The 15,666-nt window shown below is 39.6% G+C and carries 15 protein-coding genes; 8 read left to right on the forward strand and 7 right to left on the reverse strand.

Going from position 1 to position 15,666, the window contains the following annotated elements:
* Positions 1 to 247: 247 nt before the first annotated feature.
* The 5 genes from J8L86_RS17545 to J8L86_RS17565 form a co-directional block, all read right to left on the reverse strand.
* Positions 248 to 655, reverse strand: coding sequence for a hypothetical protein (locus tag J8L86_RS17545; RefSeq protein WP_211031163.1), 408 nt, complete (start codon positions 653 to 655; stop codon positions 248 to 250).
* Positions 652 to 834: a hypothetical protein gene (locus J8L86_RS17550; RefSeq protein WP_211031164.1), complete on the reverse strand. Its 183-nt coding sequence runs from the start codon at positions 832 to 834 to the stop codon at positions 652 to 654. The genes J8L86_RS17545 and J8L86_RS17550 overlap by 4 nt, the downstream gene beginning before the upstream one ends.
* 206 nt (positions 835 to 1,040) lie before the next feature.
* Positions 1,041 to 1,544, reverse strand: a complete 504-nt coding sequence (locus J8L86_RS17555) for a hypothetical protein (protein WP_211031165.1) — start codon at positions 1,542 to 1,544, stop codon at positions 1,041 to 1,043.
* 221 nt (positions 1,545 to 1,765) lie between these two features.
* Entirely contained in the window at positions 1,766 to 2,113 is a 348-nt protein-coding gene (locus tag J8L86_RS17560; RefSeq protein ID WP_211031166.1) for a hypothetical protein, read from the reverse strand.
* A gap of 508 nt (positions 2,114 to 2,621) precedes the next feature.
* Positions 2,622 to 2,843 (reverse strand): hypothetical protein, encoded by a 222-nt coding sequence (locus J8L86_RS17565; protein ID WP_211031167.1) that lies wholly within the window; start codon positions 2,841 to 2,843, stop codon positions 2,622 to 2,624.
* A 194-nt stretch (positions 2,844 to 3,037) separates the two neighbouring features.
* Between J8L86_RS17565 and J8L86_RS17570 the strand changes: the two genes are divergently transcribed.
* Together J8L86_RS17570 and J8L86_RS17575 are read left to right on the forward strand one after the other, a co-directional pair.
* Positions 3,038 to 3,682: a TetR/AcrR family transcriptional regulator gene (locus J8L86_RS17570; RefSeq protein WP_055024008.1), complete on the forward strand. Its 645-nt coding sequence runs from the start codon at positions 3,038 to 3,040 to the stop codon at positions 3,680 to 3,682.
* Between the two features lie 9 nt (positions 3,683 to 3,691).
* Positions 3,692 to 5,968, forward strand: coding sequence for an acyl-CoA dehydrogenase (locus J8L86_RS17575; protein WP_211031168.1), 2,277 nt, complete (start codon positions 3,692 to 3,694; stop codon positions 5,966 to 5,968).
* A 140-nt stretch (positions 5,969 to 6,108) separates the two neighbouring features.
* Here J8L86_RS17575 and pyk read toward each other — a convergent pair whose 3' ends face one another.
* Both pyk and J8L86_RS17585 read right to left on the reverse strand, forming a co-directional pair.
* Positions 6,109 to 7,548 carry a pyruvate kinase gene (pyk, locus tag J8L86_RS17580; RefSeq protein ID WP_055024006.1) on the reverse strand — a complete coding sequence of 480 codons (1,440 nt, stop codon included), beginning with the start codon at positions 7,546 to 7,548 and terminating at the stop codon, positions 6,109 to 6,111.
* Positions 7,549 to 7,753: 205 nt separating this feature from the next.
* Complete coding sequence (locus J8L86_RS17585) at positions 7,754 to 8,608, reverse strand: MurR/RpiR family transcriptional regulator (protein ID WP_055024005.1); 855 nt, start codon at positions 8,606 to 8,608, stop codon at positions 7,754 to 7,756.
* Positions 8,609 to 8,938: 330 nt separating this feature from the next.
* Here J8L86_RS17585 and zwf point away from each other — a divergent pair, with 330 nt between their 5' ends.
* From zwf to J8L86_RS17615, 6 genes are all read left to right on the forward strand, one after another.
* Complete coding sequence (gene zwf / locus J8L86_RS17590) at positions 8,939 to 10,411, forward strand: glucose-6-phosphate dehydrogenase (protein ID WP_055024004.1); 1,473 nt, start codon at positions 8,939 to 8,941, stop codon at positions 10,409 to 10,411.
* Between the two features lie 10 nt (positions 10,412 to 10,421).
* Positions 10,422 to 11,120, forward strand: a complete 699-nt coding sequence (gene pgl, locus J8L86_RS17595) for a 6-phosphogluconolactonase (RefSeq protein ID WP_055024003.1) — start codon at positions 10,422 to 10,424, stop codon at positions 11,118 to 11,120.
* 10 nt (positions 11,121 to 11,130) lie between these two features.
* A complete protein-coding gene (edd, locus tag J8L86_RS17600; RefSeq protein ID WP_211031169.1) occupies positions 11,131 to 12,957 on the forward strand; it encodes a phosphogluconate dehydratase in 1,827 nt (608 codons plus the stop codon).
* 19 nt (positions 12,958 to 12,976) lie between these two features.
* On the forward strand, positions 12,977 to 13,618 hold the full coding sequence (locus tag J8L86_RS17605) for a bifunctional 4-hydroxy-2-oxoglutarate aldolase/2-dehydro-3-deoxy-phosphogluconate aldolase (protein ID WP_055024001.1): 642 nt from the start codon (positions 12,977 to 12,979) through the stop codon (positions 13,616 to 13,618).
* A gap of 221 nt (positions 13,619 to 13,839) precedes the next feature.
* On the forward strand, positions 13,840 to 14,577 hold the full coding sequence (locus tag J8L86_RS17610) for a class I SAM-dependent methyltransferase (RefSeq protein ID WP_211031170.1): 738 nt from the start codon (positions 13,840 to 13,842) through the stop codon (positions 14,575 to 14,577).
* Between the two features lie 44 nt (positions 14,578 to 14,621).
* The gene (locus J8L86_RS17615) at positions 14,622 to 15,626 is read left to right on the forward strand and encodes a PH domain-containing protein (protein WP_211031171.1); all 1,005 of its coding nucleotides are present in this window, start codon (positions 14,622 to 14,624) and stop codon (positions 15,624 to 15,626) included.
* The last annotated feature ends 40 nt before the right edge of the window (positions 15,627 to 15,666 follow it).

A 15,666-nucleotide genomic window follows, 5' to 3' on the forward strand; every position in this document is an offset into this window, starting at 1 on the left:
AGTCTCACCATGTGATTTTGGATACTGGATTGCTTGGGTATTGAGCCATAACAGTTACACCAGTGTTAGTTGGTTAAACTGTGTATTGATTGTTGTTGGTATCGGTTAGTGCTTCACCTGTAAATGGTGCTTGAGTTACACATCCACTGGTGAGTAATAAGGTTGCCGCTAATTATAAAGTTTTCATTGTTAAATCTCGATTAGGTTAATAAAGCCCTGACTAAATCAGGGCTACTAGTTGGTGTGGTTAATCCACTATGATGATGTTTCTATCTGTTAGGCTGGTTTCATAGCACGACATGTATTCAGCAAAGGTTGAGTTGAATTTACCTGATAGCTCTGTGTATTCATTTGCTACGTCACCGCTTTCAGTTGAATCGATAGCGGCGAGTCTCTTTTCTTCACTCTCTAATGCCTTAACCGCGACACTTAATGCAAGTTCAGCCGCTTCAATTTCCTTGGTAAGGTTAGCAGTAGGATGTGGTTTGTTATTGCGCTTAGCGGCTGCTAAAGCCTTTTCCATACGTGCCTTGTTCTTATCCCCGTATTCTTTTTGTTTCTGCTTATGCTCTTTGATTTGGTCATGTGGATATTGGTCACCCAAGATGCCCCAACCCTTGCCATTCTTAATGTCACGTTGATACAGCGCAATCATGTTTTTTCTGAGATATAAACATTATCAAGGTCAGCCTGTGCCGATGCGATGGCTCTAGCGCTAACACGGTTTCTTGATTCCATACCTTGGAGGTTCATATTAGCAAGGCTTAACTTACTACGGGCATTGCGTGTTCTTTGCTCAAATGGCACTAACTTTGATTTGTGCTCTTTTCGCATCTTTACAAGCAGCCTTACATAAACCGTTATCAATCTTGTGTAATACCACCTTATGTTCAGGTTAGTTGTGAATGATGTATTCAGGTTCGCCACAAGCGTTTAGAATAGTGCAAAGGGTAGAGCTAATAATAGTTTTTTCATTGGTCATAATATCGATTAGGTTTAGAAGTAAGGCCGCCCAATGGCGACCTTACTTGATTTGGTAATTACTTACAGGTCTTGCAGATAGGGAAGCCATCAACCAAACGCTTGGTTTGACGAACACCACACACAACACATTCTTGTAAGTCAGTGCCTGTAGTTATTACTTCTTTCTTTGGCGCATGTTCCTTACACAGCACAGCACCGTCATACTTAGTGGTAGAGCGATCAGCACAACCTTTGTGCGAGCATTGCTGTGATAGGTCTAGCGAAACAATACCCTTTTCAGTTGGCTTAACCTTGGCTGGTTTAACTGTTGGTGTATCACTTGGATTGATTGCACCACCGTTGGCGGTATTCTCAGCGATAGCACAAAGCGCATATCCCATACCTAAACCTAATACTTTAAGCAGCCATAACACAGCAGCACTTATAAGCATTGGTAAACCGCTTATTGGATTACCTTGTCCCATCATTACGATTGCAACGAATGCGACAGCGATAATGATTGCCCAGCAAACGTAGTCAATGATGGTTAATGCGTTTTTAAATTCAATTACTTTGTTCATTGTTAAATCTCACTCTTAGGAATAAATAAGGCCGCTTGTAGCGACCTGTTAGGGGCTAATGTTTGATTGGGCTTACTTCATGAATCTTGGCAGGTCTTCACTACACATTGTGATGATGGTTCCAAAGCACACCTGACAATCAGCGTGGTGAACGTTAATCATCATTGGATTAATGTTAAAATGGTCACTACTGTTATTACTAGTATTGCTGTTTTCATTGCTTAACCCTTTTTTTGGAATAGCGGTAACATAATGTCTGCTAGTTGCTTGCCTATCTTCACAGATGGAATGTAAGCACCAATGTAGCGACATGAACCATAGCTGTATTGCTCACCACTTTCCCATTGCTTTAAGCCAAACAAGTTAGCCATTGATGTAATCTTATCTGCTCCCTTTTGACTTGCTGTGATACTCAATACCACACCTTCATCGGTAAGCATTAAGTAAAGTCCACCACCTTTAAGTGCAAGTGTGTTGTACTCTAAATCTTCCCACTTGCCATCCTTTGCACCACGTTCAGCGATAGGGAAAATGTTTAATAGCTCGTTGTATATGGCTTGATTGTTCATTGCTCAATCCTGTTTTAACGGGGAAACATATCGTTAGCCCTTATTAGTTAGTTTCGATTAATATTGGTTAGCTTTGGTGTTGGTTACAGCCTCCACCTTAGCGTTTATAAAGTTGGTCAGTGCTGAACTAGTCTTGTTGATTAATTTGATTAGTGTCACTCCACATTGTTAAATAACGTTTTCTCTATTTGATAACTTTATGGTACTAGGTACGTATAAGTTAGTGAAGTAAAATACACTGTTTAAATAGATCCAATTGTTATCGATAGAGATTTCTTATAACTTTTTAGACTGCAGCATATTGAGAGGAAAAGTGTATTTGCCTTTTGACTTGATAGGACGAAGGGGGGTGGGTATATTACACCTGTCCTAACATGATACTTAAAATCGTAAGCGTTAAATTGTCGTTAAATTTTGAGCCGTAATGATTAAGGAGGTATTACCTTCTTTTTGAACCAGAATCTCTCAGCTAAAAGACACCTCTAAACTATTTCAAATGAATTTAATCCTAAAGATTCTGCTGAGAATTTTCCCCTATAGAAAAATCATTTAACCCGTTAAGTAATGCAGAAGCATGACTATCAATTAAAGTTGATGAAGTATTGGTTGATTGGCTAACTTCCGTTGTTGAAATGATGATTTCTTCTTCGACTTGCTGACAAGCCGTAAGTCCTACCGCTATTGAAATAACAAGCGCAATTTTAGACGGCTGTTTAAAAGGCTGGTTCATCTTACAGGTTTCCTTATTTTTATTGTCGTCGACAGTTTACATAATTAGGGTATATATTGCATTTTAGTTAATAAACAGTGCCAGAAGAGTACTAAAGACGGCGTAAGCTTGAACATATAATCTGATTTAACATTGACAAGTGTGCGCTCAGTGTTTAATTTAAACGGGTGTTTTAAATTGAATTGGGTCACGGAATGGCAAGCAGAACTGATACAAAAACAAGAATTCTCGATGCTGCTGAAAAACTTTTTGCAGAAAGAGGTTTTTCTGAAACATCTTTGAGGCTAATTACCAGCAAAGCTGAAGTAAATTTGGCCTCTGTGAACTATCATTTTGGTTCAAAGAAAGAGTTAATTCGCGCTGTTTTAGCACGGTATTTAGATGTGTTTATGCCCAGTGCAGCATCTGAAATTAAAAGACTTTTTAAGAATCCAGAGCTGGCGAATTTAAATGAAATTTTTTCATCGTTAATAAAGCCGCTGTTAGAATTAAATCAAGTTAGGCAAGGTGGTACAACCATCTTTCTTCAATTACTGGGTCGTGGATATATAGAAAGCCAAGGCCATTTAAGATGGTTTATCACTACGCATTACGGTGAATACTTACAAGTGTTTGTTAAAGCCGTTTCTGCTAGTGCGCCACATATTCCGCCTGCTGAGATGTTTTGGCGACTACACTTTACCTTGGGCACCATCGTTTTCACTATGGCATCAGCTGATGCATTAAATGAAATCGCAGAGGCTGACTACGGTGAACATAATGATACTGAAGCGATTATTCGTAAGGTTATTCCATATATGGCAGCTGGTGTATCTGTACCGATTTTAGGAAAGGAATAAGGGATTAACATGACTGTCCTCATACTCGTATTAATAGCACTGCTAGTGCTATTAGGTGTTCGAAATTTACGTATGCGTTTTATCACGCGACCTGTATTTAGCTTCTTTAAAAAAGTGCTACCCCCTTTGTCCAGTACAGAGAAAGAAGCCATGGAAGCTGGAGATGTTTGGTGGGAAGGAGAGTTATTCCGCGGTAAACCTGATTGGAATATGCTTCACAATTATGGCAAACCTCAATTAACGGCAGATGAACAAGACTTTATCGACAATCAAGTGATGACAGCGCTCACCATGATTGATGATCATGACATTGTTAATAACCGTAAAGATTTACCTCCTGAATTATGGGATTACTTTAAGAAAGAAGGCTTCTTTGCGCTTATCATTCCTAAAAAGTTTGGTGGTCGAGAGTTTTCTGCATACGCCAATTCGACCATTGTCAGTAAAATTGCCACGCGCAGTATTAGTGCTGCCGTAACCGTTATGGTGCCAAACTCATTAGGCCCAGGTGAATTACTAACGCATTATGGTACTCAAGAGCAAAAAGAACGTTGGTTACCAGCGCTTGCTAAAGGTGAAGAGTTACCCTGTTTTGCATTAACGGGTCCTGAGGCTGGCTCGGATGCTGGTGCTATTCCTGATACTGGAATTGTTTGTCGTCGTGAGTTTAATGGTGAAGAAACACTTGGCTTAAGCCTAACTTGGAATAAACGATACATCACACTAGCACCTGTAGCGACAGTGCTTGGTTTAGCATTCCAAATGCGCGATCCTGATGGGTTACTTGGTGATACAGTTAACTTAGGTATAACTTGTGCGTTAATTCCGACTGATCACGAAGGTGTAGAAATTGGTCGTCGTCATAACCCGTTAATGATGGCATTTATGAACGGAACGACGAGTGGCGAAGATGTCTTTATTCCGCTTGATTGGATTATTGGTGGGCCACAATTTGCAGGTAAAGGCTGGCGAATGCTTGTTGAGTGTTTATCTGCTGGGCGTGGTATTTCTTTGCCTGCGCTGGCGACCGCTTCTGGTCATATGGCCACTAAGACGACAACAGCTTATAGCTTTGTAAGGCAACAATTTGGCATGCCTATTGGTAAGTTTGAAGGTGTACAAGAAGCTTTAGCACGTATTATTGCCAATACATATCAATTGGAAGCTGCACGTTGTTTGACTACGACAGGAATTGATTTAAAAGTTAAACCTTCAGTTGTTACTGCAATTGCTAAATACCATATGACTGAGTTAGGTCGTGATGTAGTTGAAGATGCAATGGACATTCAATCAGGTAAAGGGATCCAGCTGGGTACTAAAAACTATCTTGGTCATGCATACATGGCAAGTCCCATTTCAATTACGGTTGAAGGGGCAAATATTTTAACGCGTTCGTTAATGATATTTGGTCAAGGTGCAACGCGTTGTCATCCATATGTGCTCGCTGAAATGGAAACAGCAGCAATGGAAGATCAAAAAGCGGCTATCAACCGATTTGACGCTTTACTCATGGGACATATGGGCTATGCTGCTCGTAATGGCTTTATGGCGTTTTTTAACGCACTAACTGCAAGTAAAACGAATTCAGCGCCAGTGAGTGGTACAACGCAGCAGTATTACCGTGATATGAGCCGTTTATCTTCTGGTTTAGCTATCATGACTGATTTATCTATGTTGATCATGGGTGGCGATCTGAAACGTAAAGAAATGATTTCTGCACGAATGGGCGATGTATTAAGTCAGTTGTATTTAGCGTCAGCGACGTTAAAGCAGTTTGAAGATAATGGTCGTCAACAAGATGATTTGCCGATTGTTCATTATGTGATGACACAGCGCCTCCATTTAGCTGCTGAAGCATTGCAACAAGCTATCCGTAACTTCCCAAGTAAGTTTGTGGGCATTTTATTAAAGCTAGTGATATTCCCATTAGGCAATCATTTTAATGCGCCAACGGATAAGCAAGCGACAGTGTTAGCTGATAACTTTTTACAACCTTCTCCTGCTCGTGATCGAATTACTTTCTTATGTGCAGAATTTGAAGGTGATAAGAGCGGCATAGCAGAAGTCGAACAAGCATTTTTAGCTAAATACGCTTGCAAGCAGTTATTTAAACGATTAAAGAAAGCGCAAAAGGCCGGAGAGTTAACGCCTAAACTGCCTGCATTAACGTTATTTGTTCAAGCATTAGAGAAAGGGGTTATCAATGATGAAGAGCATGCTCAACTTGTTGATGCAGATACCAAACGCTTAGCTGCTATCAATGTTGATGACTTTGAAAGTCTATAGCTTGCTAATGAAACTAGCCTGCTAAAAAACGATTTAAGCACAAATAGAAAACCACCTCATTGAGGTGGTTTTTTTATACTTTATATTTGCTGAGTTAATTTTATAACAGACCAACTTAACTCATATTTGCGATGCCAGAATTATGCAACAACCAGCACTTTACATGTATTGGTGCCACCGACAGTTTCCATTGCATCGCCTTTAGTCATCAATACCATATCACCTGATTTTAAGTAACCCGCTTTAGCAACTGCTTTTAACGCTTCAGATGCTAATGCATCAGCAGGTACAGCTGTTGAATCAAATTTAACGGGCAATACACCACGGAACAAAGCTAATTTAGCTAATGTCTTTTCGTGACGAGACAGAGCAAAGATAGGTAAAGAAGAACTAATGCGCGACATCAACTTAGTTGTCTCACCAGATTCCGTTAAACTAATAATCGCTTTAACACCTTCAAGGTGGTTCGCTGCATACATAGTCGAAAGTGCAATCGTCTCTTCGATAGAATTGAACTTCTGGTCTAATCTATGCTTAGAAGACATCACTGAAGGGTGTTTTTCTGCGCCTGCGCAAACATTACCCATTGCGAGTACTGTTTCTTCTGGGAAATCACCTGCTGCAGTTTCTGCTGATAACATAACTGCATCAGTACCATCTAAAACAGCATTAGCAACGTCCATGACTTCTGCACGTGTTGGCATTGGACTTGAAATCATAGATTCCATCATTTGAGTTGCAGTAATAACCACTTTGTTCAACTGACGAGAACGTTTAATTAGTTTCTTTTGAACAGCAACAAGGGCAGCATCACCGATTTCAACACCTAAGTCACCACGTGCAACCATTACAGCATCTGATGCTTTGATAACGTCATCCATTGCTTCGTCAGTGCCAACTGCTTCAGCACGTTCAACTTTTGAAACGATCAATGCAAAACTGCCAGCTTCTTCTGCTAATTTACGAGCATAATCTAAATCAGCACCTGTACGTGGGAAAGATACAGCTAAGTAATCAACTTGAATTTGAGCAGCAGTTAAAATATCAGCTTTATCTTTATCAGTTAGTGCAGGGGCTGTTAAACCGCCACCTTGTTTGTTGATGCCTTTATTATTTGAAAGGGGACCGGCCACAGTGACAGAGGTAAATACCTTGTTACCTTCAACTGATTCAACTTTAAGTTGAACGCGACCGTCATCCAGCATCAAAATATCACCAATTGTGACATCTTTTGGTAATTCTTTGTAATCAATGCCGACCTGCTTTTCGTCACCTTCGCCTTTTGCTAAATCAGCATCTAAGATAAAGGTATCACCTAAATTCAATTGAATTTTTTTGTTATCTTTAAATGTAGAAACGCGGATTTTCGGGCCTTGTAAGTCACCAAGAACTGCAACATGAACACCTAACTCTTTAGCGATGTTACGAGCGTCTGTAGCACGTTTTAAATGATCTTCTGGTGAGCCATGTGAGAAGTTAAGACGTACAACATTTGCGCCGGCTGCGATGATTTTACGTAGGTTGTCATCACGATCTGTTGCTGGACCAAGTGTTGTAACGATTTTAGTTCTGCGGAACATAAGATACTCCGTTAATATTAAGAAAAAGAATTCGGTACAAATATGAAACTATATTAACAGAGATTTTAGTATTTTGTAGGAAAGTTACGAACAAAAAGGTCATTTTTAATGTTTTATTTTTGTGACAGATTCGATATTTACAGAAAATAAAGGCCAAACAGTCAAGACTGTTCGGCCTTTTGGAAGTGTCATTCAACAGAAATATTTAGATAGTAAGATCTTTATTAACTCGTGATTCTTTCAATACTTCCTTAACTCGCTTCAAATTGTCACGGAATCGAGGTCCACGTCTTAGGGTAAATCCAGTTGCGAGAACATCGATAGTGACCAACTGAGCTAGACGAGATGCCATGGGTAGGTACATATCGGTATCTTCTGGTACTTCCATGGTTACAGGCAAAGTACATTCATGGGACAGTGGAGAATTACGTGCTGTAATCCCAATCACTGCAGCACCATTTTCACGTGCGATACGTGCAATTTCAATCAATGATTTAGTACGGCCTGTATGGGATATCAACACAACAACATCACCTTCATTACAACCAATGCAGCTCATACGTTGCATGAGAACATCATCAAAACAAATTACTGGGACGTTAAAACGAAAGAATTTATTTTGAGCGTCATGTGCAACAGATGATGAGGCACCAAGACCAAAGAACGAGATTGTTTTTGCTTGAGTGAGAATATCGACGGCTTTGTTGACAGCAACCACATCAAGGCTTTGACGTGCGGTATCAAGGGATGCCATTGAAGACTCAAAGATTTTTGTTGTGTACGACTCAGGTGAGTCATCTTCTTCTACATGTCGACTTACGTATGGCGTACCATTAGCAAGACTTTGAGCAAGATGTAATTTAAAATCAGGGAACCCTTTAGTATCCAGTCGTCGGCAAAAGCGGTTTACGGTCGGCTCACTGACGTCAGCCATTTTGGCAAGGGTAGCGATACTTGAGTGGATAGCTGTTTGAGGAGAAGCTAAAATAACTTCTGCCACTTTACGCTCTGACTTACTAAACTGTGTCAGGCTCTTTTGCACCTTTTCAAGGGTATTCATAAGCAATTGTCCGCTAAAATGGATGATGTAATTTTATATCATAAATTACAATTTGAGAGGAAATGAAGTAATTTTTATCCCTCTAAAAACAAAATGTAGTCACTTTTCATCGTTGTTTTGTAACTAGACTAAGATAGTAAAGTAATTTAATCACCAAAATACTATCAGGTTTTATGTTAATAATGCTAGATACAAAACAAAGGATTATTTTCAAATTATAGATGCATAAAACGAATTCTGTTGTTATATTACAACAAAAGTGTGGTTTAAATCGTCGGATACTTAAATTTCGTAAGGTGAATCACACAAAATAAAGGAGTATGTAGAGCAATGAGTAACTCAACTTCAGGGGCTAAAGCTTGCGATTTTGTGCTTTTTGGTACAAAGGGCGATCTCGCGAGACGTAAATTGTTGCCTTCGCTTTATCAACTAGATAAAGCTAACCTGTTAGATACAGACACTAAAGTGATTGGCGTTGCAAAAGATGCCTTCACTCAAGAAGAATTTATCGCGTTAGTACAAAAAGCATTAAATACCTTTGTAAAAGATGAATTATGTGAAGAGACCTTAGAACGCTTTATTGGGCGTTGTCATTATATAGGGACTAATTTTACAGAAGCTGAAGGTTACAAAGCATTCCATGACCTATTAGAACCAACAAAACGTGTCATGGTTAGTTACTTCGCAACGCCTCCTTCTATTTTTGGCGATATCTGTCGCTGTTTAAATGAACAAAACCTCATCCATCCTGACACTCGTATCGTTTTAGAAAAACCAATCGGTACGTGTTTAGCATCATCAAAAGTCATTAACGACAAAGTTTCTGAATACTTCAACGAAAACCAAGTTTATCGTATTGACCATTATCTTGGTAAAGAAACCGTTCAAAACCTAATTGCACTTCGATTTGCTAACTCGCTATTTGCGTCAAAGTGGGATAATCGAACAATTGATCATGTACAAATTACAGTTGCTGAAGAAGTGGGCATCGAAGGGCGTTGGGGCTACTTTGATACTGCTGGTCAAATGCGTGACATGATTCAAAACCATTTATTACAAGTGCTGACACTGGTTGCAATGGATCCACCTGTCAATCTTGATGCTGACAGCATCCGTGATGAAAAAGTAAAAGTACTTAAATCTCTTCGTCCAATTACGCCATACAATGTTTTTGAAAATACCGTACGTGGTCAATATACTGCAGGTTTCTTAAAAGGCAGCCCTGTTCCTGGTTACCTTGAAGAAGAGGGCGCTAATGTTAAGTCTAATACTGAAACGTTTGTCGCACTGCGTGTTGATATAGATAACTGGCGTTGGGCTGGGGTGCCATTTTACTTGCGCAGCGGTAAACGTATGCCGTTCAAGAGTTCTGAAATTGTGGTTTATTTTAAAAACCCACCATTGAATCTATACCGTGACAGTATGCGCAACCTGCCACCAAATAAATTAACCATTCGTCTGCAGCCTCATGAGGGTGTAGAGATCCAAATGATGAATAAAGTGCCTGGTCTTGAAGAGAAGCAGCGCATTCAAACTACTAAACTTGATTTAAGTTTTACCGATACTTTCAAAAATGAACGTATTGCTGATGCTTATGAGCGTTTGTTACTTGAAGCCATGATAGGTAATCAAGCCTTATTTGTTCGTCGTGATGAAGTTGAAGAAGCGTGGACATGGGTTGATGGCATCATGAACTCTTGGGAAAAAGGCGGTGAAAAACCTAAGCCTTATCCAGCTGGGACTTGGGGCCCAGTTGCTTCAGTTGCACTGATCACTAAAGACGGCCGCTCTTGGGACGAATAAGGAATGAGTCATGATTAAAGAATCTGTATTTAAATCATTTGATACTCCTGCTGATTTAGAAGCTAAATTAGCAGAGAAAATTTCTAATCAACTACAAGATGCTGTTGATAGTCGTGGTAAAGCCAGTCTTGTAGTATCAGGCGGTTCCACACCGTTAAAACTGTTTAAATTACTTAGTAATAAAGCAATCGATTGGAGTGATGTTTACATTACATTAGCTGACGAACGTTGGGTTGATGCTGAAGAAGCTGATTCTAATGAGCGCCTAGTCCGTGAGCATCTTCTACAGAACCGTGCTGCTAGTGCTAAGTTTCGTGGTTTGAAAAACATGTTCGATAGTCCAGAAAAGGGCTGCGAAATGACCATTGAATCATTAGCTAACTTTCCAAAGCCTTTCGATGTGGTGGTATTAGGTATGGGAACAGATGGGCATACATGTTCATGGTTCCCATGCAGTACCGAACTAGAAAACGCTTTTACGACTGATTTGTTATGCGCAGCTGTCAATCCGACAACCGCACCGCATCCCCGCATCACATTATCAAAAGGGGCAATCTTAAACAGTCGTCAGATTTATCTTCATCTTGTTGGTGAATCTAAATTATCCGTATATCGCCAAGCATTACAAAATGACGATGTGAACGAAATGCCTATTAGAGCCGTATTAGCGCAGCGTAAAACGCCCGTTGATGTGTTCTATAGCGCTTAAGGAGTCAATTATGCACTCAGTAGTTCAAGCTGTTACCGATAGAATAATCGAACGAAGCAAAGATACACGTAAAAAATACCTTGAAGCCCTTAACGATGCTAATGCAAAAGGCGTACACCGCAGTGCTTTAAGCTGCGGTAACTTAGCCCATGGGTTTGCTGCTTGTCAGCCTGCAGATAAAGAATCATTACGTCAATTTACTAAAGCTAACATTGGTATTGTTACAGCATTTAATGACATGCTGTCGGCGCATCAGCCATATGAAGATTATCCGAACTTCTTAAAGAAAGCCTGTCAGGAAGTAGGCAGTGTTGCTCAAGTTGCCGCAGGTGTACCTGCGATGTGTGACGGTGTGACTCAAGGTCAACCTGGTATGGAACTCAGTCTACTTAGCCGTGAAGTCATTGCGATGTCGACTGCTGTAGGGTTATCTCACAATATGTTTGATGGCGCTTTATTATTAGGTATCTGTGACAAAATCGTGCCGGGTCTATTGATCGGTGCGTTAAGTTTTGGTCACTTACCGATGTTATTTGTGCCAGCTGGCCCAATGAAATCTGGTATTCCTAATAAAGAAAAAGCGCGAGTACGCCAACTTTTCGCTCAAGGCAAAGTTGATAGAGAAGCATTGTTAGAAGCTGAATCTAGCTCTTACCACAGTGCTGGTACATGTACTTTCTATGGTACTGCAAATTCAAATCAATTAATGCTCGAAGTTATGGGGCTTCAATTACCTGGTTCGTCATTTGTTAACCCAGATGATCCGTTGCGTGATGCATTAACGTCAATGGCAGCTAAACAGGTATGTCGTTTAACTTCAATGGGAACGCAATACAGCCCAATTGGTGAAATCGTTAATGAAAAATCAGTTGTTAACGGCATCGTTGCACTATTGGCAACAGGTGGCTCTACCAACTTAACCATGCATATTGTCGCTGCTGCTCGTGCTGCAGGGATCATTGTCAATTGGGATGATTTTTCAGAACTTTCTGCAAACGTGCCTTTACTTGCTCGTGTCTACCCTAATGGCCACGCTGATATTAACCATTTTCATGCAGCAGGCGGTATGGCGTTATTGGTTAAAGAACTATTGGATGCCAGTCTGTTACACGAAGACGTTAATACAGTTGCAGGTTTTGGTTTACGTAAATATACCCAAGAGCCTCGATTGGTCGACGGCGAATTGATTTGGGTTGAAGGCCCAACAGAAAGTTTAGACAAAGAAGTGTTAACCCATATTGATACACCATTCCAATCAAATGGTGGCTTAACATTGCTCAAAGGTAATATCGGACGAGCAGTAATTAAAGTATCGGCAGTGCCTGTTGCTAATCGTGTTGTTGAAGCGCCAGCAGTTGTTATTGACGATCAAAATAAGTTAGACGCTATCTTTAAAGCGGGTGAGTTAGATAAGGACTGTGTTGTCGTGGTTAAAGGTCAAGGACCTAAAGCCAACGGCATGCCAGAACTTCATAAGTTAACCCCATACTTAGGTACGCTACAAGATAAAGGCTTTAAAGTTGCACTTGTGACTGATGGCCGTATGTCAGGCGCGTCAGGTAAGGTGCCTGCCGCTATTCATCTAACACCAGAAGCGTTAGACGGTGGCATGATTGCAAAAATTGAAAACGGCGATGTAATTCGTGTTAATTCTGATACTGGTGAACTAACACTTTTAGTTGACGATGGAACATTAGCCGCGAGGACAGCTGCTAAAGTCGATTTACATCATTCAAGTTTTGGCATGGGACGTGAATTATTTGGTGCTTTACGAAGTAATTTAAGTGGTCCTGAAACCGGCGCTCGCTGTACCAGTGCCATTGATGAAAAATACTAATTGTAAGGAAGAATAACGAATGCTTGAGAATAACTGGACGATACAGCCACAAGATATTTTTAAACGCAGTCCGATTGTTCCTGTAATGGTTATCAATAAAATTGAGCATGCAGTACCGTTAGCGAAAGCATTAGTTGCGGGCGGTATCAGTGTTTTAGAGATAACTTTACGCACAGAGTGCGCTTTAGAAGCAATTAAATTAATTGCTAAAGAAGTGCCAGAAGCCATTGTGGGTGCAGGTACAATTTTAAACGAACAACATCTTCAGCAAGCAATAGATGCAGGTTCGCAATTCATCATCACCCCTGGTGCAACAGAAGGGTTATTGAAGGCGGCTATGAAAGGCACTGTACCTTTAATTCCTGGTGTTGCGAGTATTTCTGAAGTCATGGTCGGAATGGAATTAGGTTACACTCATTTCAAATTCTTCCCTGCAGAAGCCTCTGGTGGTGTAGGTGCGTTAAAAGCATTTTCAGGTCCTTTGGCAAATATTCGTTTTTGCCCAACAGGCGGTATTACTCCAACTAGTTACAAAAACTATTTGGCTTTACCCAATGTTGATTGTATTGGTGGTAGCTGGATAGCACCAACTGATGCTATGGAGCAAGGCGATTGGGACCGAATTACCCAGTTATGTAAAGATGCGATTAGTGCGCTTTAATTACTCTCTTTAAGTGAGCATTCGTTAAATTAAACCACCTTCGGGTGGTTTTTTATTGGTTAAAATAGACTAATGTTTAAAATGCACATTCATTAAAATAATCTTCAAAATTGAAATGGTTGATATCACTTGGTTAGGCGTTAGGCGTTAGGAGTTAGGGGAGAGCTTAATTGTTAGCATCTTAGCCATCGTTTTACTCTTTTATTCCTTATAAAGGTCATATGGATAAATCAGCGCAAAGTGTGGCAACATTTAATAAGATGGCACAACAATATCAAGATAAATACATGGATTGCAGTTTATATAGCCATAGTATTGATAAGTTGTGCGACTATATTCTCGAAATGGCTTTATCTCCCGATGTTGATCAAGTTTTGGATGTTGACTCAGTCACTTATACAAAACCCATATTCAAATTGGATATAGGTTGCGGCCCAGGTAATGTGAGTTTGTATTTATACCAGCAGTGTAAAACTTGGCAAGCGACTCGACAAATAAGCATAGATATTTGTGTCTATGGTTTCGATCTTGCTGAACAAATGGTTGCTTTAGCAACAGCTAACAATCCACTTTTTCATTATGAAGTGTTGGATATGCGTAAGGTACGTAATGCCTCTACTGCGTTATTATCTAATAAGTATCACTTTGCTATTTGTGCTTTTTGTTTTCCATATTTAAATCAACACGAACTGAAGCAATTTATTGCTGACTTGCCTCAGTTTATGGCCAATAACAGCATCTTGTTTGTCAGTTTTATGACCTCAAATAAGTTCTATTCACAAACTCAAACCTCAACCCAAGGAAATAAAGTACATATGTATTTTTACCCGTCAAAATATGTCGCAAACTTATTTCGTGAGAATGGCTTTGAGGTTATTGAACAATACGAAAAAGACTATTTAATTGATGGTGTGAAACAAGCTACAGATTGTTTTATGTATCTTAAGCGATTAGGGTAAATAAATTGATTTACTGACAGTTTTACTGATTGAAATGGACATTCATGAATATACAGCGCGTACACGTTATTGAAAAACTACCACTGGTATTTCTGATATTGATGGCTGCAAGCTGGTGGCATTTTTTTAATTATGACACCTGGCTAAATGATTTCGGCCAGTCAAAAAGTGATTGGTTATTGTTGATTGATATTGGCGTTACCTTACCTTTGCTGTGTTTTATTTGTATTAAACCTAAAAAGATAGCTTTAATGAAATCAATTGGTTATTTTGCATTGTTGGTGGCTGCAGGTAGCTACATTATTCCCAATCAGTATCAAGTTGTCTGGCCTTACCTGACCGACCTACGTTACCTTATTTTATTTGGCTTTATTGTCGTTGAATTGAGCGTTATTGCTTGCGTAATATTTGCAATTAAACAGGCGTTAACCAAGGGGCTTGATCCCGACTTTGCTACCGAAAAGCCAATAAAACGTTTTATTGGTGATAGTGCTATCAGTAAGTTAATTATTTTTGAAACGAGAGTGTGGAGCTTTATTTTTTGCAGTCGATTGATTCATTCAAGTGCTTATGAAGGAGATGAACAATTCAGTTATCATTTAAAAGATGCAAATCAATCTAATTCCCTAGGATTTATATTGATGATTGCATTCGAAATCCCACTCATGCACCTAGTATTACATTTTATTTGGTCACCCTTAGCAGCTAATATAGTGACATTGTTAACTGCACTCAGTTTAGTTTTCTTTGTCGCCGAGTATCTAGCCATGTCTAGACGACCTATCTCGATTGATGATCGCCAGATATATTTACGTTACGGAGTGTTTAACGTGTTTACCATTGCGTTGGATAATATTAAAACAATAGAATTTAATCACAGTGTGATAAGAAGGCAAAAAGGCGTTAAGCGATATAATTTTAGTGGTACACCCAATATCCACATCGTTTTGAAGTCTGAAATTGATGATGCAAAACAGATTTATATTGGTGTTGATAGCCCACAAAAAATGATTTCGCTAATTCAGCATCGGATAAAAAAACTTAGTTAACCAATATCGGTTTCCCATTTTTTTTATTGCGTAGACTATC

This window comes from Shewanella sp. MMG014, assembly GCF_018100775.1.
Classification (GTDB): domain Bacteria; phylum Pseudomonadota; class Gammaproteobacteria; order Enterobacterales; family Shewanellaceae; genus Shewanella; species Shewanella japonica.